Source organism: Geobacter hydrogenophilus, from assembly GCF_018501225.1.
Taxonomy (GTDB): domain Bacteria; phylum Desulfobacterota; class Desulfuromonadia; order Geobacterales; family Geobacteraceae; genus Geobacter; species Geobacter hydrogenophilus.
In genome coordinates, this window is the sequence record NZ_JAHCZI010000002.1 from 369,775 (window position 1) to 388,249 (window position 18,475).

Here is an 18,475-nt window from a genome sequence, read left to right on the forward strand (position 1 = left end):
GGGCTGCTCGATAACATTCTTGGCGAGCTTTGCGGAAGAGTGCAGGCTGACGGAGGGTTTGCGGAGCGGCCGGGAGGCACCTTTCGGCCCGACTCGACTGCTTGGGCAATTATGGCACTGGAAGCCGCCGGCAGACGGCATGAATTGGCTGAAGCGGGCCGAACGCGCCTGGCGGCCGCACAAATGAAGAATGGGAGTGTTCCCGTTTCCAGCGAAGCTCCCGATGCCTTTTGGCCCACCTCACTCGCAGTTCTTGCCTGGAATGATTCAACTTCGTATCAACAAAATCAGAACCAGGCCATCGAGTTCCTGCTGCAAACCGGCAACAAGCGCTTGAAGGACAGCCCGACCAAGCGCGGTTGGCCGTGGACGGCAGGGACACACTTGTGGGTGGTCCCCACATCCCTTGCCATCATGGCACTCTCCTCGGCAGGACACGGCGGACACAAGCGCATTGGCGAGGGAGTTGATGTTCTGATGAGCCTGCAATTGCCCGGCGGTGGCTGGAATTGCGGCAGTACAGTTGTTTTCGATCAGGTACAGTTACCGCAGGCCGATTGTACCGGGGTTGCCCTCGCCGCTTTGGCCGGGCACGTACCCAAGGAGCGGGTACAAAAGAGTCTTGATTATCTTGCAGCGCAGGTTTCCAGAATCCGCTCTCCCCTTTCTCTGGGGTGGGGAATCATTGGCCTGGGGGCATGGGGTGTTACTCAGCCGGCGATTGCCGATGTGGTTGCTGAGAGTTGTCAATTACAACAAAAATATGGCCCCTATGACACCTCCCTCCTCTCCCTGCTGATGGTGGTACTCGCCACCAACGGTAATCCCGCAGGCATGTTCTCCTCGGAAGGAGATCGCCGTGGTGCGGCCTGAACAGTTCTTGTCTGAATCATTAATGACCCGTCGTGAATTCCTGCGCCGCTCCGCCACAGGAGGCGCCATTCTGCTCTCCGGCGGAGTATTCCTTAATGGTTGTTCCTTTGAAAGGCAACGGGCAGAAACCTTTATTGCCAAGGTTGAGCACTACAATGCCGACATTGCCAAGGTTATTGTGAACGGTCTTCGCGAATTGGGCGTCGGCGTGAAGGAGATCCAGGGGAAACGGGTGCTGCTCAAGCCAAACATGGTTGAACCTCACTCCGGTGCCGGTCCAATCATTACGCATCCCTTGGTCATTCGTGGCGCGGTGGAGGCGTTCAAGCACCTTGGCGCAAGCCGGGTTCTGGTTGCAGAAGGGCCGGGGCACTGTCGCGACTCCATCCTGGTTCTGGAAGAATCAGGCGTAGGCGATGTGCTGCATGAAGACCGGATTCCCTTTGTTGACTTGAACTACGACAGCGGCTTCCGTGTGGCAAACGCGGGGCGTTTGTCTGAACTGCCCGCACTTGTTTTCCCTTCAACGCTTCAGCAGATTGACTTAATAGTTTCCATGCCCAAGATGAAAACCCACCATTGGGCCGGCGTAACGCTTTCGATGAAGAACATGTTCGGTGTCATGCCCGGCTCTTTCTATGGCTGGCCAAAGAATGTGCTCCATTTTGCCGGCATCGACAAATGCATCCTCGATATCAACCTGACGCTGAAACCGCACCTGGCAATTGTTGACGGCATCGTCGGCATGGAGGGAGACGGGCCCATCATGGGTACGCCCAAACAGGCGGGGGTGTTGGTCATGGGGCGCAATCTTGCGGCGGTTGACGCCACCTGTTCAAGGGTCATGGGCATTGATCCGCACAAAATCGGGTATCTGAAGGCAGCATCGGGACGGATAGGACCGATAAAGGAAGCAAATATTGACCAGCGGGGAGAAAAGATCGCTTCGGTCCGTACTAACTTTGCACTTATAGATAAAATCCCTGCTCATCATGGTATCAGGCTGGGTTAAGCACCAATGAAAGCCATTAACAAAACGACACAAACAGTGTTGGCAGACGATCTTGCTATGGCCGACACACCACTGAAACGACTAGTGGGTTTGCTGGGGAAAAGACATCTGCCTGCAGGCAAGGGATTGCTCATAACGCCGTGCAAAGGGGTTCACACCTTAGGCATGCGGTTCGCGATAGATGTTCTTTTTCTTGGCAAAAAGATGACGGTGGTAGCACTTAATAAAAATATGCTTCCAAACCGAATGTCGCGTGTTCATATGCAGGCCCAATGCGTTCTTGAATTGCCTGCTGGAACTGTCGATCTTACAAATACAAAACTGGGTGATCCAATTGCAATCGAACCAGACTGAGCCGATATTTGCCTCAAACAAACACCTTTGGGTGTGTTATGTAATGGCTCTGACCACTCACATCGCACTCGTGTGGAGCCTCAGGTATTTCCCTACCCAGGATGGACCAAGCCACCTATACAATCTTGCCATCCTGCAGGATTTACTAAATGGAGGGAAAGACTGGGGTAACTATTTCTATTATGAGTTAAGGGCACTTCCCAATCTTGGCTATCATCTTGTTGCTTACCCACTGCTGAAATTGTTCTCCCCGCTGGTTACCGAAAAAATTTTTGTTTCACTCAATATTATTCTTTTTTCGATTGCTGTCCCTGTACTCCTCCGAACGTTCGGAAAACCTCTATTTCCCGCCTCATTCTTGCTGTTCCCTGCTGTTTTCAGCTTTTGCCTCATGATGGGATTCTACAGTTTCACTATTGCAATCCCCCTCTTCCTGTTAGCGACCGCTGTTGCCTGGAAAATCCGAAATCGCACTTTCACTTATCGAATGACGATATTAAACCTCATGGGTTTTGCCCTGTACTTTTTTCATCTCATTCCCTTTGTATTCTATTTAATCTCACTCGTCCTCATTCCCTTGTCAGAGGATGAAGGACCAAAAGAAAAACTCGGACGCACATTTTTGCAACTAATTCTGGCATCACCGGTAATAATTGCTCTGCTATTGTATGTTTCACATGGCAAGCAAACATCCTCTCAAGACTTCTCATACCTTCTTTCAGTTGATAGAAATTTAGGACTTTTTGCAGACTTGCTGACTTTTTCCAGCATTACTTATTCTCGATTACAATTAGTGCCATCATTATTGGTTCTTATTATATTAGTCAAAGGACTGGTGGGTTTAGTAAATATAAACAAATTACATAAGTGGCATTCAAGTGATAAGTATTTAGTAATTTTTATCATTACAATGACTATTATGTACTTTATGCTGCCATTTAGACTTGGAGACGGGAGTTTTTTTAATCAGAGGTTTCCATTGGTAATTTATTTGTTAACTCTACCTTTATTACATTTTGGAGTAACCGTATCGTCTAAAAAAAGCTTTTCTTTATTTATTATAACTTCTGTATTTTTATCATTATTTATAAATTCGCTAGTATTGAGTAAAGAGTACCGCAATATCGCAGTTTATATGTCATTTAAGAATATAACATTACCTTCAGGCTCTTATTTATGTTCTTACAGACAACTTGACATCGGCAACAAGAGAATAGACCCTCTTTTACATGCTTCTTGTTACTATGCTCTGTTTAACAAATGCATTGATGTGGGCAACTATGAAGCTTACTATGATTTGTTCCCCGTACATTTCAGGAAAGATGCAGCTATACTTCCTTCAGCAGATGAAGTTACCTATCAACCTTATAACATTGACTGGATTAAATACCCTGCAATCAACTACATTATTGGGTGGAATATTAATAACAGAGATAACGATAAGTTATTTTTTTTGTATTCTACGGTTAAAAATTTTAAAAACTTAACTATCTGGAAAAGAAAACGCTTTAAAGACACATTGACATAAACTTTATACAATAGTGTTTAAAAATAAATACTTTTAACAAAACGCTCTTTACAATATACAGTTGGGATACAAAATGAAATTATCCATTGTCATTCCGGTTTATAACGAAATATCTACCATTGCGACTATTCTCGGATGTGTACGATCTGTTGATATTGAGAAAGAGATTATTCTGGTAGACGATTTTTCATCTGATGGCACTAGGCAACTACTCCCATCGTTTGCGGATGATTCCACAAAAATTTTCTTCCATGACCGGAATCTAGGTAAGGGTGCTGCATTGAAAACCGGTTTCAGTAAAGCTACAGGTGATATTGTGATTATTCAGGACGCTGACTTGGAGTATGACCCTCAGCAGTACCCGAAGCTCATTCAGCCGATACTTGACGGCAAAGCAGATGTTGTCTACGGTTCCCGCTTTGTCACAGGAGACTATCGCAGGGTCCTATATTTCTGGCACATGTTGGGGAATAAGTTTCTGACTCTTCTTTCCAACATGCTCACAAACTTGAATCTGACGGATATGGAGACCTGCTACAAAGTATTTAAGAAAGAGGTGCTGGACAAGATAACGATTGAAGAATATCGCTTTGGTTTTGAACCAGAAATTACCGCAAAAATTTCAAAATTGGATATAAAAATCTATGAAGTCGGAATTTCATATTCGGGAAGGGGTTACAAAGAAGGGAAAAAAATCGGCTGGAAAGACGGAGTATCCGCTTTACGCTGTATTATCAAGTATAACCTTCTAAGATAGAAACCTTGTTGGGATGACATGTTCATGACAAATCACTCTGAAACGGCAACACGCGGAAACGGATGTTTGGAAAGCTTTCTGGCTCGTCAGCGTGTTGTGATGGCTGACCGGCTTATTCCAGAAGCATCCCGTTCGGGAAGTATACTGGATATCGGCTGCGGTAGTTTTCCTCTTTTTCTACAGACCGTTCGGTTCGCCAATAAATATGGAATTGATCAGATTTCTTTTACCGACGAAACACGTTGGGAAAACAATGGGATATCTATCTCTAGACTTGATATTGCCCAAGAGAATAAACTACCACACGAAGACAACTTCTTTGCAGTTGTAACTATGCTTGCCGTATTCGAACACATCGAACCGACCCACCTCCCAAATATTCTGAGAGAAATATTCAGAGTACTGAAGCAAGGGGGGCTTTTTATCATGACGACTCCAGCTGTTTGGACAGACAGACTTCTAAGATTCCTTGCCTGTTGCAATTTGGTAAGCCGTGATGAAATCAATGAACACAAAGGTGCCTATTCACACAATATGATTGCAGATTTCCTTGAAAAGGGAGGATTCCTTCGGTCACGTATGAACTTCGGTAAATTCGAAGCAGGTATGAATCTGTGGGTTACCGCATGCAAATGATAAGTCTGTTTGTTGGTTGGCATTTGCAACAATGTAATTATATCTTTCAGGCAAACTGATAAGTTCAGGGAGCATTTAACTCGTGAATTCAATATCTTTATCAAAAAAGCAGGAAATAACTCAGACAAAGAGAAATATTTCTTTTCTGCTACCATCTATTGCCGATATTATTTTTATTACTCTCCTACTTTATTTGTCATTCCCTAGTGGGAAGGGGCTGTTAAATGATGGCGATACCGGCTACCATATACGTGCTGGCGAGTATATTCTTAATAGGTTCTCGATTCCGCGCTATGACATGTTTTCCTTCCTCTCCCCTCCGCTTCCATGGACCGCCCACGAATGGTTGTCAGAGATTATCATGGCGCTCCTTCACAGGGGCTTCGGTCTAACCGGAGCCGTTATATTCTTTGCATCTCTGATCGCCTTTACTTACTACCTTTTCTTTAAGTTAATCATGCGCTCTGCTGGGAATAACATACTCCTGTCAGCTCTGGTGAGTTTGGTTGCGATATCAGCGTCAACGATACATTGGCTTGCCAGACCTCATATTTTTTCACTTCTCCTAATTATTCTCTGGTACTTCATCCTTGATTCATTCCAGTACAGGAACCGGAATTGGCTTTTTTTTCTCCCTCTCCTCATGCTCTTGTGGGTCAATCTCCACGGAGGATACGTCATCGGTTTCGTCATGACGGGGATCTACTTCGTCGGCAACCTCACCAACGCCCTGTGGGGTCAATCCGATGAAAAGCAGCAATCACTTGCCAATGCGAAGAAACTCGCGATCTCTATTGCCCTCTGCCTTATCGCATCCCTTATTAACCCGTTCGGCGTTCATATCCTGCTGTTTCCCTTCAACCTAGTAAGCAACAAATACATCATGGACCACGTTATGGAGTTCCTGTCGCCGAACTTTCATGACTTATCTATTTTTAAGTATTTATTGCTCGCCATGATTGCCGTGTTTGCGGTTTCCAGAGAAAAGCTGAACCTCACCCAACTGCTTCTTGTGCTTCTCTTTACCAACATGGCACTCTATTCGGTTAGATACATTCCACTGTTTGCGATCATCACTGCGCCGATTCTGCTGCGCAGGGTCGACCAAATTATGACTGATTCCGACAACGGCCTGCTTGCTATCCTGAGAGAGAGGTCGACGAACATCGCGAAGTTGGACGCTTCCAACAGGGGTTTCCTCTGGCCTGCCCTGGCCATGATGCTGGTTATATTTCTCGCTGCCAGCGGCAAGATTGAATTCAGGTTCGACGAAAAGAAGAAACCGGTGGCGGCGGTGGAGTTCCTGAAAAAGGAAAAAATAGCCGGCAATATGCTCAACAACGACGAGTTCGGCGACTACATCATTTATGCGGCGTGGCCCCAGTACAAGGTGTTCTTCGACGGCAGATCAGACATGTACGGCACGGAGAGGATGAAGGAATACAACACAGTTGTAGGTTTTGATACCGGATGGGACGATGTGGTCAGCAAGTACCGTTTCACGTGGGTAATCTTTGACACGGACTCTATCCTCTCACGGATTCTTCTTCAAAAAAAGGACTGGAAGCTGATCTATTCCGACAAGGTTGCGAACATATTTGTCAGGGATCTTCCCCAGTACCAGTATTTGATCGAAAAATATAAGAATGTGAAACCAGTTGTTGTGAACAGGAAGGAAGATACTTAGTCATAGAAGAGCACCTGGTTATTGGTTGTGGTGAGATTGTAATGGACGATTATCTTTGGCTTCTTAAAAGATCAGAACGATTCGGCCTCGGTTGGCCTTTTGCTGCGTCGTTGGTTCTCCATGGCGTCCTGCTCGCTATCCTCGCCACCACTACAGTCTTCTATCCGCCAACCGGAAGCGTCGAAAGGTTCAATTTCATCTGGGTAAATACCGACTCGATTCCGGGAGAGCCAGCCGCTTCCTCCAGTCCATCGGCAGATCAAGAAAAGCCCGAACCACCCAACAGATACGAAGCAATTGCCCCTCCCGATAGCAGTGCGGAAGACGACGTTGACACTGCATCGGCGGATGATCAGGCGGAGCCGGAAGTAGCGATGGTTGCTGCATCCAAGGCATTGAGGAAGAAACTCAAAGCTGCCTCACTATCCGTTACGGAACCTGCCCATAAAGAGACTATCGATGCCCAGCCAAGTGCCGATGAACTGGCCGAAGCCAAACGTCTGTTGCAGGAGAAAGCAGAGAGGGAGAGACTAGCGGCTGAGATGGCAAGGATGCAACGGCTTGCGGCGGCAAAAGCTGCCAGAGAGCAGGCTGAGTTGCAACGCCTTGCCCAGGAAAAGGCAGAGCGCGAAGTGGCGACGGCCCTCAAGCTCGAACGGGAGCGTCAGGCGCGGGAATTGGCGGAACAACAGAGAATCGCCGCCGAGATTGCGGAGCGGGAAAGGCTGACCGCTGAAAAGGCAGCTGCTGAGAAGGCAGAGGCGGAACGCCTTACTGCCGAAAGGGCCGAAGCGGAACGGCTGGCAGCAGAGAAAGCGACCCGCGAGAAGGCTGAACGGGAGCGACTGGAGAGGGAAAAGGCTGCAAGGGAGCGCCTGGCAGCGGCCCTGGCGGAAGAAAGGCGACTGGCGAGGCAACGTGCGGAATTGGAGCGGCTTGCCACTCTAAGGGCGGAGCAGGAACGGATTGCTGCCGCACGGGCAGCAGCTGCCAGGGAGGAACGGCAGGCAGCGGAAAGGGCCGCGGCCGAAAGGGCTGAACGGGCCAGACAGGTTCAGGAAGGTGCGGAACGGGAGCGCATTGCAGCCCTGAAGGCCGAGCAGGCGCGGATTGCTGCCGCACGGGCAGCAGCAGCCAGGGAGGAACGGCTGGCGGTGGAAAGGGCCGCGGCCGAAAGGGCTGAAAAAGCCAGACTGGCTCAGATCAAAACGGAACGTGAACGTGTTGCCGCCCTTAGGGCTGAGCAGGAGCGGATTGCCAGGTCAAAGGCATCTGTTGCACCAGCACCATCATCCATGCCGTCAGAATCGCAAATTCAGACGGCGAAAAGTGCTGCGTTGCCCGGAGAAAAGGGAAATCAACTGGCGCAGAAAAGGAGCCAATCAATACCAGCTCCGAGCAGCTCAAAAAAGGTGAAGGCAGATGTCTCGCCAGAAGTCAGCCTGATGCTTGCCACGGTCTATGGCGACCTGAAACTGGTGGTGGCGGGGACGGACCAGCTGAAATATCGCGCCCTGTACAAGGCGTTCCCCAAGCACCGCAGGGACCGCCCCATGACAAAGTCCGAATCAACCCGGGAGCAGAAGGTTGTTTCGCTTGTCCTGCGGACGGTGGATAACTCGACAGAGGTCATCATCAAATCGACCCTTGAAGGTATCTATGTTCTGTTTGCCGAACCCGACGAGCGGGAGTCGGTGACCACGAGCTTTTCGCTGAAGCTCTATGAGGCGACCAATCGGGCCAAGACGAAAACCCTTGGCAGGAAAACCATTGCGGGAAAGACGATTGTCGCCAAGATTTTGATGCCGGAGGGAATCCTCTGGGATGACGATGAGGCATTCACCGGAAGCATCGAGGATTCGGACAGCGTTACCAAGTTCAACGCGCAAACGGGCTTGATGTGGAAGGAATATCGATGACATCGCCATCAGACATCAGGAGACTGCCATGACCGGAACGATCTCGATTGTAATCGCCGCCTATAACGAAGAGACGCGGATCGGCGGCACCCTGCGAAGAATCCGGCAGTACGTGACGGAGCGTCGGCTGGATTGCGAGATTATTGTCGTGGACGACGGCAGCGGTGATGGTACTGCAGCGTTAGTGCAACGCCTTGCGGAGGAGATCCCGGCGTTACGGGTGATTCGCTATGAGCCCAACCGGGGCAAAGGATATGCGTTGAGGACCGGGGTTCTTGCCTCGAAGGGGGAGCTGGTTCTCGTGTCGGATGCGGACCTCTCCACCCCCATCGAGGAACTGGAGGTGCTTTGGCCTCACCTGTCCGACAACGCCTGCCAGGTGGCCATCGGCTCGCGGGCACTGGCCCTCAGCCAAATCCTGGAGAAGCAGCCCTGGTGGCGCAGGGGGATGGGAAAAACCTTCAACAAAATAGTAAAACTGATGATTATGGACGATTTCAATGATACGCAGTGCGGCTTCAAGCTGTTCAGAGGCGGGGTTGCCCGGACGCTGTTCGCGGAGGCGAGGATTGATCGGTTTGCCTATGACGTTGAAGTGCTGGCCCTGGCAAAGAAGCATGGCCATCGCGTTGCTGAGGTTCCGATCAAGTGGATCAATTCGCCGGGCTCGAAGGTTCATCCCGTTTTTGATTCGCTGCAGATGCTCAAGGACCTTTGCAGAATCCGGATGTGCCTGGGAAGCGTCAAGAATGCCCGCCCCTGTGCCCGGTAATTCTGGATTAGCAGATCGGTACTGTCTATTCCTGAAACTGCTCAAGCGCCGCAACCAGTTCAACTATCTTTTTCGCGACCAACTCTTCCAGCCGTTTTCCCTTTTCGGCGGTGGCCTTGGTGGGGTCGCCCCAGACGCCGTTCGGCCAGTATTTCCTCTTGTTCCGGACCAGAATGCCCATGGGGAACGAGGGGAATTCCCGCTCTCCCGCCCCCTTCACCAGATGCGGATGCGTGTGCAGAATCCGCGACGTTTCTATCTCGCCCGCATGGGCGTCCCCTTCCGTCTCGATGATTCCCTTCCCTTCCCGGCTGGCAAGCTCATATTCGGTGACAACGGCAATCCTGATGTCGGGAATCTCCGGCAGGAGCTCCTCGCCGGCGTCCTGAAGCGCCATGCGGTGAGAGCCCCCTGCATGGCCGGTGAGGATGATGAAATTGCGCATCCCCTGCGCGTACAGGGAGCGAACGATGTCTTTCATGAGGGACTTGAGGGTTGCGGTGGTAATGGAGATGGTGCCGGGATGGCATGAGGTGGAGCGGCACGAGCCGTAGTGGATCGGCGGGGCCACGAAGAGCGGAATCTGCAGGGCTGCCTTCTTCCCCACTTCGTAGGCCTGGATGGTGTCGGTGGAAAGTGGCAGGTGGCTACCATGTTCTTCGACGGACCCGAAGGGAACGAAAACCGTCCGGGTTCGCGTCAGCCCCTCTTCGAACTCGATCATAGTCATTGTTTCGATGATCATGTCGCTCTCGTCTCCCCCTACAACTGGGCCATGAACTTGTGAGTCTGGGGGATTATGCGGACTTCATCTAGGTGGCGGCAGGCAATCTCCTGGAATTCCAGCGCCCTGACGGGGTTAATGCCGACTCTTCCGCCAGATTCGGTGACGGGTTGCAGGATAAGGGGAATATGGCTGTTTATGTCGGCAATCAGTTCACTGGCGCGGATAATTTCCCATTCCTCCGTTTCATCCCCTACGATAATTTTTACAAAGACATTCTTTCTGGCGGCAATTTGAAGAAAACTCCGGTGGTCGTCCCACAGGCCGGTGCATCCCGAGGTGGATGGGATCTTGATGTCCATGCCGATGATGTCGATATGGTCTATCAGAAGCCCCAGGACCGAGTGCATGATGCCGTTGGTTTCCAGATAGACGGGAAGGATACTTCTCAGTTCCGGGAGCCAGGACGAAAGTGCAGTGTGGCTGAGGAGCGGTTCACCGCCGGTAATGCTGATGGAATGGTGGACCCCCGGCCATCCTCGCTGCCATCCGTCGACGAGCGAAACGAGGCGATCAAGGGCCACGGGGTTGGCGGTCGGAACAAAATCGCGCCTGCCGGGAGTCTGTTCCATAAGGCAGGGTTCGGCGGTTATTTCAGTGGGAGTGTCACAATAGTCGCAGGTGAGATTACAGCCGCGGAAGCGGACGAAAACCTGCCGCAGCCCGATCAGCATCCCCTCTCCCTGGACAGAGGAAAAGACTTCGGCCAGCTCCGCGGTCGGCTTACTCATAGTAGGTGGCGGCAGCGTTGTCCGACTCCCAGACGGTGATGCTGTCGACCTTGACATTGCCGTCGTTGAGCCGCTTGGAGAGCTCTTCGTAGAGGTAGCGGGAAATGTTCTCGGAAGATGGGGAAACTTCACGGAACGGCGTCAACTCGTTGAGGTATTTATGATCCAGGGTACGCAGAATTGCGTTCGTTTCCTGCTTCAGGATTTTAAAATCGATTCCGAGGCCGGCCTTGTCAAGCTCTAGGGCCGTCACGGTCACTTCCACCTTCCAGTTGTGCCCGTGGAGGTTCTCACAGTCCCCCTGGTAGTTGATGAGACAATGGGCAGCGGCAAAAGAAGTGTGAATCGCCAATTTGTACATTGGTGGCTCCCCTGTTCAATGATTTCATTAACTGCCTTTTGAGCGAGGCGATAGTACCATGGGAGGTACCAAAATGCAAAATATCTCCCTGATGCCGTGACCTTTCTATTTACTCGGGTAAGTATATATGGTTAAATTCCGCATCGATTCTTGCGCCGGGAGGAATACCATGAGCAGCGAACCACTTGAAGGACAAATGGCCCTCTTTGAAACGCCTGCGGAGCCGGAAAAGAAGAAGCCGACTCAAAAGAAAGCCCCCAAAGAAATACGTTCGGAAGCGCCTGTGAAGAAGGCGACAAAAAATGCCGCCACCAAGGGGAAAGCCCCAACAAGGAAATCCGATCAAAAATCGCGAGGCAAACACAAAGGAACGGCAAAGGGCCGTTCGACATCGGGGCTGGTGCCCGAGGGAGATGTGCGCCTCACGGCGAATATCCGCGAGGATCTCCACCTGAAGCTGAAGATTGCCGCGGCACACAAAAGGACGACGATCGGCGAACTTATCGAGATGCTGGTTGCAAAGCATCTGAAATGACGGATACTAGTGTCCAAAGACACTTTGGGAGGAGTGAACATGGATACCAAGGAACAGCTTGATCTCTTTTTCCAGTCAAAGGCCTTTGGCGTTGTCGGCGCTTCGGCAGACCGGCACAAATACGGCAACAAGGTGCTGCGCGTTTACCAGCAGAAGAACCTGCGGGTCATTCCGGTCAATCCCAGGGAGCAGGAGATCGAAGGAGTTGCATGCGTTCCGAGCGTCATGGATCTTCCCGGTGACGTGGAGAGCATCTCGGTGATTACCCCTCCCCAGGTGACCGAGCAGGTGGTTGAAATGGCTGCCCGCAAGGGGATCAAGAACGTCTGGATGCAGCCGGGCGCCGAAAGCGATGCTGCCATCGAGGCATGCCGCAGGAACGGGATCAGCGTCATTGCCGACGGAACCTGCATCCTTGTTGTCCTTGGCTACCACGACCATTGAGCACCGAAAACCTTCTCAGGGCATTGTATTCCTCCGGGGGACTCACCCCGGAGGCTGCCCTCCTCTTCCGACAGATTGTTTATGGCCATTACCGGCGCCACGGGCGCACCCTTCCGTGGCGCGAGACCCATGATCCCTACGCCATCCTCGTTTCCGAGATAATGCTTCAGCAGACCCAGGTCGACAGGGTGACGGGTAAGTATATGTCATTCCTTTCGGCATTCCCCGATTTCAGGTCCCTTGCAGCAGCTACCCTTGATGCGGTTCTTTCCACTTGGCAAGGGCTCGGCTACAACAGGCGGGCCCTCAATCTGAAGCGGTGCGCCGAAGCAGTCGTAACAGAACATGGCGGCACCCTCCCCTCCACCATCGCGGAACTGGAAAAGCTCCCCGGCATAGGCCACTACACAGCGCGGGCCGTGGCGGCCTTTGCCTTCTCCGTGCCTTCCGTATTCATCGAAACCAACATCAGAACCGTTTTCATCCATCACTTCTTCAATGATTCTGAAAAGGTCCATGACCGTGAGATCACACCCCTGGTCGAAGGAACTCTCGATCATGGCAATCCGCGGGAATGGTATTATGCCCTCATGGACTACGGTGCCCACCTCAAGAGGCTCCACGGCAATCCTTCTCGGCGCAGTGCCCATCACGCAACCCAGAGCCCCTTCAAGGGATCCAATCGGGAACTACGGAGCCTGATACTTAAGGCAATACTGGATAGACCAGGCATAACGCTTGAAGAAATTATGCCTTTTCTGAACAAGCCCCAGGATGCGGCATTGAGCAACCTGAAGCAGATGGAAGCAGAAGGGTTTATCGCAATGAGGAAGGGACGATTTTTTATCGCTTGACGCCGGAGCCAGGAGCTCGGGGCGATACTTACTTCTTTATCTGATCCGCCACCATCCTGCTTGCCCTGGCCACTTCATCCGGATCACCGAGGTAGTAATTCCTGATGGGTGTCAGGTTATCCGTGAGTTCGTAGACAAGGGGAATGCCGGTTGGGATGTTGAGGTTGACGATTTCTGGGTCAGAGACCAGATCAAGGTATTTTACCAGGGCCCGCAGGCTGTTGCCATGGGCGGTGATGAGGACCCGCTTTCCCTCTTTAACAGCGGGTGCGATTGTTTCGTGCCAGTAAGGGAGAAAACGGTTAACCGTGTCCTTGAGGGATTCAGTGAGGGGGATCTCCGAGGGTGAAAGCGACGCATAGCGAGGGTCGCTTCCCGGGAACCGCTGATCGTCGGGCGTCAGGGGGGGCGGCGGGATATCGTAACTGCGGCGCCAAATCATGACCTGCTCCATGCCGTGCCGCTCGGCTGTCTCCGCCTTGTTGAGCCCCTGGAGCGCTCCATAGTGACGCTCGTTGAGCCTCCAGTGGCGGTATTCCGGGATCCACATGAGGTCCATCTCCTCCAGGACGAGCCAGAGGGTTTTGATGGCCCGCTTGAGGACCGACGTGTAGGCCACATCGAAAACAAACCCTTCATCTTTCAGGGTGCGCCCTGCCCGGATTGCCTCCTCAATCCCCTTCTCGCTAAGCCCCACATCGGTCCAGCCGGTGAAACGGTTCTCCCTGTTCCAGACGCTTTCGCCGTGGCGAAGCAGAACGAGCTTTTTCATGGCATGGCCCCCTTCAGAAAATCGGGGTCGGCAACCAACCCCACTCGCCAGGGTAAGTATATATAGGCAGCCGTCTTGCGCAAGCTCCCTACCCTGCCGCCTTTCGCTCCTTCCGGGAACTCTGCCCGACCCCGAGACGCGTCTTCACCCACTCCTGCATGCGATCCATATAGTAGTAGATGACCGGCGTGATGTAGAGGGTCAGCAGTTGCGACACGACAAGCCCCCCCACGACTGAAAGCCCGAGGGTACGCCGGGCTTCGGCCCCTGCCCCGATGCCGAGGGCGATGGGAAGCGTTCCCATGAGGGCCGCCATGGTGGTCATCATAATGGGACGGAACCGGACAAGGGCCCCCTGATGGATCGCCTCCAGGGGAGGCATCCCTTCACTGCGCTGGGCCTCCAGGGCAAAGTCGATCATCATGATGGCGTTCTTCTTGACGATGCCGATCAGCATGATAAGGCCGACGAAACCATAGAGGTTCAGCTCCTTGCCGAAAATCATGAGAGTGATCAGCGCCCCGAAACCGGCTGAAGGCAGCCCCGACAGGATGGTGATCGGATGGATGTAGCTCTCGTAGAGGATGCCGAGGACGATGTAGATGACAACAATCGCCATGATGATCAGAACCGTGAGCCCCGTGGTGGACTGCTGGTAAGCCTGGGCAACCCCCTGGAAGCTCGTGGTGAAGGTAGCGGGAAGCGTCTCGCGGCTCACCTTTTCGATGGCTGAAACCGCCTCGCTCAGGGGAGTGTCGGGCCGCAGGTTGAAGGAAATGGTCACGGCGGGGATCTGCCCCAGATGATTCACCGACAGGGGGCCGAGGGTGCGCCGCAGGTTTGCCAGAGTATTCAGGGGGACCAGATCCCCCTTCTGGGAGCGTATGTACAGCATGGAGAGGGCTGTCGGATCGGTCTGATATTGGGGCTCCAACTCCAGAATCACCTTGTACTGATTGTCCGGGGCGAAGATGGTGGTGACCTGCCGCGCACCATAGGCATAGTACAGTGCGTCCTCCACCTGATGGGCGGTGACCCCGAGGGCCGATGCCTTGTCCCGGTCGATATCCAGCTGGACCTGGGGATTCTGAAGCTGAAGGTCGCTCGTCACGTCCAGCAGCAACGGCACCTGTTTCAGCTTTGCCTCCAGTTCGGCCGCGCGCGCGTAGAGATCCTCGGTGTCGGGGCTCTGGAGCACGAACTGGTACTGGCTTTTCGCCAGTCGGGCCTCCAGGCGGATCGGCGGCGGGTTCTGGAGGAACATGACAATCCCCGGCACCCCCATGACCTTGGGACGCAGTTGCTGGATCACCTGGTCGGCGTTCAGCTTCCGTTCCTGGCGGGGCTTGAGGCGGATGAACATGAAACCCGAGTTGGACGACACACGGCTACCCGAAGCCCCCGCCGTTGACATGAATGCCTCCACGTTCGGGTCCTGGAGCAGGATGGCCGCCAGTTGCTGCTGCTTGGCCTTCATCTCCTCGAAGGAGATTCCCTGGGCCCCTTCGGTCATGGCGAAGATGGCACCGATATCGTCGCTCGGCAAGAGGCCTGTGGGTACCTTGGTGAAGAGCCAGACCGCGAGGAGCGTCAAGAACAATGTACCTGCCAGCACCGTACGGCGAAGCCTCAAGACCTGCGCCAGGGTCACTTCGTAGAAGCGATACATGCCGTCGAAGAACCGCTCCATGAAATTGTAGAACCGGCCGTGGCTCATTTCGCCGTGGGGACGGAGGAAGCGGCTGCAGAGCATGGGGGTCAGCGAGAGGGAAACGAAGCCGGAGATGAGGATTGCCAGGCTGATGGTGACGGCGAATTCATGGAGGAGCCGTCCGAGCATCCCCTGCATGAAGAGAACCGGAATAAAGACCGCCACCAGCGAAATGGTCATGGAGACGATGGTGAAGCCGATCTCCCGGGAACCTCGCAACGACGCCTCTCTGGGATCCTCTCCCTTCTCCAGGTGCCGAACGATGTTCTCCAGCATGACAATGGCGTCGTCCACCACGAAGCCCACCGAGAGGGTCAGGGCCATGAGGGTGATGTTGTTGACCGAGAACCCCATCAGGTACATGGCTGAAAAGGCTCCGACGATGGAGAGCGGCAGGGCGAGGCTCGGAATCAGTGTGGCAGGGAGGTTGCGCAGAAAGAGGAAAATCACCAGGATGACGAGGCAGATGGTGAGCATCATGGTGAACTTCACGTCGGCCACCGACTCCTTGATCCCCTCGGTCCGGTCGAAAAGGATGTTCAGGTCCACCGAGGCGGGGAGTTGCGAGCGGAAGTGGGGAAGCAGCTCCTTGATCCGGTTCACCACCTCGATGGTGTTGGTGCCGGGCTGGCGCTGGATGGCGAGGATGATGGCGCGGGTCTGCTTGTACCAACCAGCAACCTTGTCGTTCTCCACACTGTCGACGACCTTGCCGATATCCCCCAGGCGCACCGGTGAACCGTTGCGGTAGGCGACGATGAGCGGCTCATATTCCTTGGCGCTATAGAGCTGGCCGCTGGTCTGGATCGTGAGGGCCTCGTGCTTTCCCTGGAGGGTGCCGGTGGGGAGGTTCACGTTTCCGCGCTCCAGGGCCTGGGCCACCTCGTCAATGCCGATCTTGCGAGCCGCAAGCGCCTTGGGGTCCACCTGGACCCGCACCGCGTACTTTTGAGAACCGTTGACTTGCACCGATGCCACGCCGTTGACCATGGAAATCCGCTGGGCGATCATGGTCTCGGCGTAGTCGTTGACCGTTGACAGGGGAAGCGTCGGCGAGCTGAGGGTCAGATAGAGAACTGCCTGGTCCGCCGGGTTCACCTTCTGGAACGACGGCGGCGCCGGCATGTCCTGGGGGAGCTGGCGCTGGGCCCGGGAGATGGCTGCCTGGACATCCTGGGCAGCGGCGTCGATGTCGCGCTCCAGAGTGAATTTGATGGTGATGCGGGACGTTCCGAGACCGTTGGTGGAGTTCATGGAGTCCACGCCGGCTATGGTGGAGAACTCCCGCTCCAGGGGGAGCGCCACCGACGCGGCCATGGTGTCGGGGTTGGCGCCGGGAAGACTGGCGGAAACCTGGATGGTCGGGTAGTCGACGGTCGGCAGGTCGTTGACCGGCAGCTTGCTGTAGGCGAGGAGACCGAAGAGCATGACAGCCAGCATGACGAGGCTCGTCATGACCGGCCGCCGGATGAAGATCTCGGCTATACTCATGGTTGCTTGCCCGGGGACTGACCAGAACCTTGTCTGGATTTTGCTGGTCCCTGGTTCCCGGTTCCCGGTCCCTGCTTGGCCGTCACTTTGGCGTTGGGCGTGAGCCTCATCTGACCGTCGGTAACCACCCTTTCTCCGGGCGCGAGCCCCTGCTCGATGATGGTGACCCCTTCGTAGGCAATCCCCGGGGTTACCTGACGGATTTCTACCGAAGAGTCAGCCTTGACCACAAAGATATAGGGACCGCTCTGGCCGGTCTGGATCGCCTGGGTCGGGACCACAATCGCATTGGGCCTGGCCGCGAGGGTCACAACCACGTTGGCGAACTGCCCGGGCCAGAGGCGACGTGCCCTGTTCTCGAAGGTCCCCTTGAGTTTGATGGTGCCGGTGGCCACATCGACCGTGTTGTCGAGGAAGGAGATCACCCCCTGCTCCGCCGGCCCGGCATCGTTGGGAATGGTCGCCTCCACCGCCAGCTTTCCTGCAGCCATGCGGTGCTTGATCTCGGCGAGGTCCTTTTCAGGGATTGAGAACGCCACGTAGACCGGCGTTATCTGGTTGATGGTGACCAGTGGGGGGTTCTCATTGGCCTTGACGATGTTCCCCGCGTGGACCGCCAGATTCCCGGTGCGGCCGGTCAGGGGGGAGCGGATGAAGCAGTAGGAAAGCTCCACCTTTGCGTTCTCGACGGCGGCCCGGTCGGCGGACACATCGGCGGCAAAGGCCTCGGCCTTGGTCCTGTACTGCTCGTACTGCTCCGAAGTCACGATACCGTCCTTCACCAGTTGGGCGTAGCGCTCCGCGTCCTGCCGGGCGTTCCGTGCCTGGACCAGGTTGCGGGAAAGATTGGCTTCGGCTTTCCTCACCGCCGCCTGGTAAGTGCGCGGATCAATGGTGAAAAGGAGGTCACCCTTTTTCACGTCCTGTCCCTCGGTGAAATGGACCTTCAGTACCTCGCCGTTCACCTGCGCCTTGACGGCCACGGTGGCGTAGGGTTCCACGTTACCGATGGCCTTGATCTGGACCGGCACGGTCGTTCGCTCAACCGTGGCGATCGCTACCGGGACCGGCGGCTTGGCAGCAGGTTTCTGCTCCTTTTGAGCGCAGGCGGCAAGTGTGACAATGAGAGAACAAGCTGCCCCAAGCACCATCAGTCGGCGGGCACGACGGGACAGGATGCCGCTCCTCGACGGGTCACGGGGGAAGAGAGATAGATTCATGGTGTATCTCCGGTGGGTGTGGATCGATTAGAGG

18 protein-coding genes are annotated in these 18,475 nt (G+C 53.9%); 12 read left to right on the forward strand and 6 right to left on the reverse strand.

The window, feature by feature from the left end:
• Positions 1-111: 111 nt before the first annotated feature.
• The 9 genes from KI811_RS05310 to KI811_RS05350 all read left to right on the forward strand — a co-directional run bounded on the left by KI811_RS05310 (position 112) and on the right by KI811_RS05350 (position 9,538).
• Positions 112-873: a prenyltransferase/squalene oxidase repeat-containing protein gene (locus tag KI811_RS05310; protein WP_214185437.1), complete on the forward strand. Its 762-nt coding sequence runs from the start codon at positions 112-114 to the stop codon at positions 871-873.
• On the forward strand, positions 860-1,885 hold the full coding sequence (locus KI811_RS05315; RefSeq protein WP_214185438.1) for a DUF362 domain-containing protein: 1,026 nt from the start codon (positions 860-862) through the stop codon (positions 1,883-1,885). The genes KI811_RS05310 and KI811_RS05315 overlap by 14 nt, the downstream gene beginning before the upstream one ends.
• 6 nt (positions 1,886-1,891) lie before the next feature.
• On the forward strand, positions 1,892-2,239 hold the full coding sequence (locus tag KI811_RS05320) for a DUF192 domain-containing protein (RefSeq protein ID WP_214185439.1): 348 nt from the start codon (positions 1,892-1,894) through the stop codon (positions 2,237-2,239).
• Positions 2,240-2,282: 43 nt separating this feature from the next.
• Positions 2,283-3,767 carry a hypothetical protein gene (locus tag KI811_RS05325; RefSeq protein WP_214185440.1) on the forward strand — a complete coding sequence of 495 codons (1,485 nt, stop codon included), beginning with the start codon at positions 2,283-2,285 and terminating at the stop codon, positions 3,765-3,767.
• 73 nt (positions 3,768-3,840) lie between these two features.
• Positions 3,841-4,524 (forward strand): glycosyltransferase family 2 protein, encoded by a 684-nt coding sequence (locus KI811_RS05330; protein ID WP_214185441.1) that lies wholly within the window; start codon positions 3,841-3,843, stop codon positions 4,522-4,524.
• A 24-nt stretch (positions 4,525-4,548) separates the two neighbouring features.
• Positions 4,549-5,160: a class I SAM-dependent methyltransferase gene (locus KI811_RS05335; RefSeq protein WP_214185442.1), complete on the forward strand. Its 612-nt coding sequence runs from the start codon at positions 4,549-4,551 to the stop codon at positions 5,158-5,160.
• An 82-nt stretch (positions 5,161-5,242) separates the two neighbouring features.
• Positions 5,243-6,847: a hypothetical protein gene (locus KI811_RS05340; RefSeq protein ID WP_281875551.1), complete on the forward strand. Its 1,605-nt coding sequence runs from the start codon at positions 5,243-5,245 to the stop codon at positions 6,845-6,847.
• Between the two features lie 41 nt (positions 6,848-6,888).
• Positions 6,889-8,766 carry a coiled-coil domain-containing protein gene (locus KI811_RS05345; RefSeq protein ID WP_214185443.1) on the forward strand — a complete coding sequence of 626 codons (1,878 nt, stop codon included), beginning with the start codon at positions 6,889-6,891 and terminating at the stop codon, positions 8,764-8,766.
• A 28-nt stretch (positions 8,767-8,794) separates the two neighbouring features.
• A complete protein-coding gene (locus KI811_RS05350) occupies positions 8,795-9,538 on the forward strand; it encodes a dolichyl-phosphate beta-glucosyltransferase (RefSeq protein WP_214185444.1) in 744 nt (247 codons plus the stop codon).
• Positions 9,539-9,563: 25 nt separating this feature from the next.
• On the opposite strand, the gene KI811_RS05355 is transcribed toward KI811_RS05350, so the two are convergent.
• From KI811_RS05355 to queD, 3 genes are read right to left on the reverse strand one after another with little or no spacing between them, the layout of a single operon-like run.
• Positions 9,564-10,283 (reverse strand): creatininase family protein, encoded by a 720-nt coding sequence (locus KI811_RS05355; protein WP_214185445.1) that lies wholly within the window; start codon positions 10,281-10,283, stop codon positions 9,564-9,566.
• Positions 10,284-10,300: 17 nt separating this feature from the next.
• Positions 10,301-11,053, reverse strand: a complete 753-nt coding sequence (locus KI811_RS05360) for a 7-carboxy-7-deazaguanine synthase QueE (protein ID WP_214185446.1) — start codon at positions 11,051-11,053, stop codon at positions 10,301-10,303.
• Positions 11,046-11,414, reverse strand: a complete 369-nt coding sequence (gene queD, locus KI811_RS05365) for a 6-carboxytetrahydropterin synthase QueD (RefSeq protein WP_214185447.1) — start codon at positions 11,412-11,414, stop codon at positions 11,046-11,048. The genes KI811_RS05360 and queD overlap by 8 nt, the downstream gene beginning before the upstream one ends.
• 169 nt (positions 11,415-11,583) lie before the next feature.
• Between queD and KI811_RS05370 the strand changes: the two genes are divergently transcribed.
• The 3 genes from KI811_RS05370 to KI811_RS05380 are packed head-to-tail and all read left to right on the forward strand — an operon-like array spanning position 11,584 to position 13,247.
• Positions 11,584-11,949 carry a hypothetical protein gene (locus tag KI811_RS05370; RefSeq protein WP_214185448.1) on the forward strand — a complete coding sequence of 122 codons (366 nt, stop codon included), beginning with the start codon at positions 11,584-11,586 and terminating at the stop codon, positions 11,947-11,949.
• A 39-nt stretch (positions 11,950-11,988) separates the two neighbouring features.
• Positions 11,989-12,393 (forward strand): CoA-binding protein, encoded by a 405-nt coding sequence (locus tag KI811_RS05375; RefSeq protein WP_214185449.1) that lies wholly within the window; start codon positions 11,989-11,991, stop codon positions 12,391-12,393.
• Positions 12,390-13,247, forward strand: a complete 858-nt coding sequence (locus KI811_RS05380; protein WP_214185450.1) for an A/G-specific adenine glycosylase — start codon at positions 12,390-12,392, stop codon at positions 13,245-13,247. The genes KI811_RS05375 and KI811_RS05380 overlap by 4 nt, the downstream gene beginning before the upstream one ends.
• Positions 13,248-13,275: 28 nt before the next feature.
• Here the strand turns inward: KI811_RS05380 and gpmA are convergent, their stop codons facing one another.
• From gpmA to KI811_RS05395, 3 genes are all read right to left on the reverse strand, one after another.
• Positions 13,276-14,019 (reverse strand): 2,3-diphosphoglycerate-dependent phosphoglycerate mutase, encoded by a 744-nt coding sequence (gpmA, locus tag KI811_RS05385; protein WP_214185451.1) that lies wholly within the window; start codon positions 14,017-14,019, stop codon positions 13,276-13,278.
• A gap of 88 nt (positions 14,020-14,107) precedes the next feature.
• Positions 14,108-17,221: an efflux RND transporter permease subunit gene (locus KI811_RS05390; RefSeq protein WP_214185452.1), complete on the reverse strand. Its 3,114-nt coding sequence runs from the start codon at positions 17,219-17,221 to the stop codon at positions 14,108-14,110.
• Positions 17,218-18,441: an efflux RND transporter periplasmic adaptor subunit gene (locus KI811_RS05395; protein ID WP_214185453.1), complete on the reverse strand. Its 1,224-nt coding sequence runs from the start codon at positions 18,439-18,441 to the stop codon at positions 17,218-17,220. Before KI811_RS05395 ends, KI811_RS05390 begins: the two co-directional genes overlap by 4 nt.
• Positions 18,442-18,475: the final 34 nt, after the last annotated feature.

What these genes read in the sequence shown, in the direction of transcription:
- KI811_RS05350 (WP_214185444.1), top strand. Translation starts at nt 8,795, where the DNA reads ATGACCGGAACGATCTCGATTGTAATCGCCGCCTATAACGAAGAGACG.
- KI811_RS05395 (WP_214185453.1), bottom strand. Translation starts at nt 18,441, where the DNA reads ATGAATCTATCTCTCTTCCCCCGTGACCCGTCGAGGAGCGGCATCCTG.
- KI811_RS05390 (WP_214185452.1), bottom strand. Translation starts at nt 17,221, where the DNA reads ATGAGTATAGCCGAGATCTTCATCCGGCGGCCGGTCATGACGAGCCTC.
- KI811_RS05345 (WP_214185443.1), top strand. Translation starts at nt 6,889, where the DNA reads ATGGACGATTATCTTTGGCTTCTTAAAAGATCAGAACGATTCGGCCTC.
- KI811_RS05320 (WP_214185439.1), top strand. Translation starts at nt 1,892, where the DNA reads ATGAAAGCCATTAACAAAACGACACAAACAGTGTTGGCAGACGATCTT.
- KI811_RS05375 (WP_214185449.1), top strand. Translation starts at nt 11,989, where the DNA reads ATGGATACCAAGGAACAGCTTGATCTCTTTTTCCAGTCAAAGGCCTTT.
- KI811_RS05355 (WP_214185445.1), bottom strand. Translation starts at nt 10,283, where the DNA reads ATGATCATCGAAACAATGACTATGATCGAGTTCGAAGAGGGGCTGACG.
- KI811_RS05310 (WP_214185437.1), top strand. Translation starts at nt 112, where the DNA reads ATGGCACTGGAAGCCGCCGGCAGACGGCATGAATTGGCTGAAGCGGGC.
- KI811_RS05330 (WP_214185441.1), top strand. Translation starts at nt 3,841, where the DNA reads ATGAAATTATCCATTGTCATTCCGGTTTATAACGAAATATCTACCATT.
- gpmA (WP_214185451.1), bottom strand. Translation starts at nt 14,019, where the DNA reads ATGAAAAAGCTCGTTCTGCTTCGCCACGGCGAAAGCGTCTGGAACAGG.
- KI811_RS05335 (WP_214185442.1), top strand. Translation starts at nt 4,549, where the DNA reads ATGACAAATCACTCTGAAACGGCAACACGCGGAAACGGATGTTTGGAA.
- queD (WP_214185447.1), bottom strand. Translation starts at nt 11,414, where the DNA reads ATGTACAAATTGGCGATTCACACTTCTTTTGCCGCTGCCCATTGTCTC.
- KI811_RS05370 (WP_214185448.1), top strand. Translation starts at nt 11,584, where the DNA reads ATGAGCAGCGAACCACTTGAAGGACAAATGGCCCTCTTTGAAACGCCT.
- KI811_RS05360 (WP_214185446.1), bottom strand. Translation starts at nt 11,053, where the DNA reads ATGAGTAAGCCGACCGCGGAGCTGGCCGAAGTCTTTTCCTCTGTCCAG.
- KI811_RS05325 (WP_214185440.1), top strand. Translation starts at nt 2,283, where the DNA reads ATGGCTCTGACCACTCACATCGCACTCGTGTGGAGCCTCAGGTATTTC.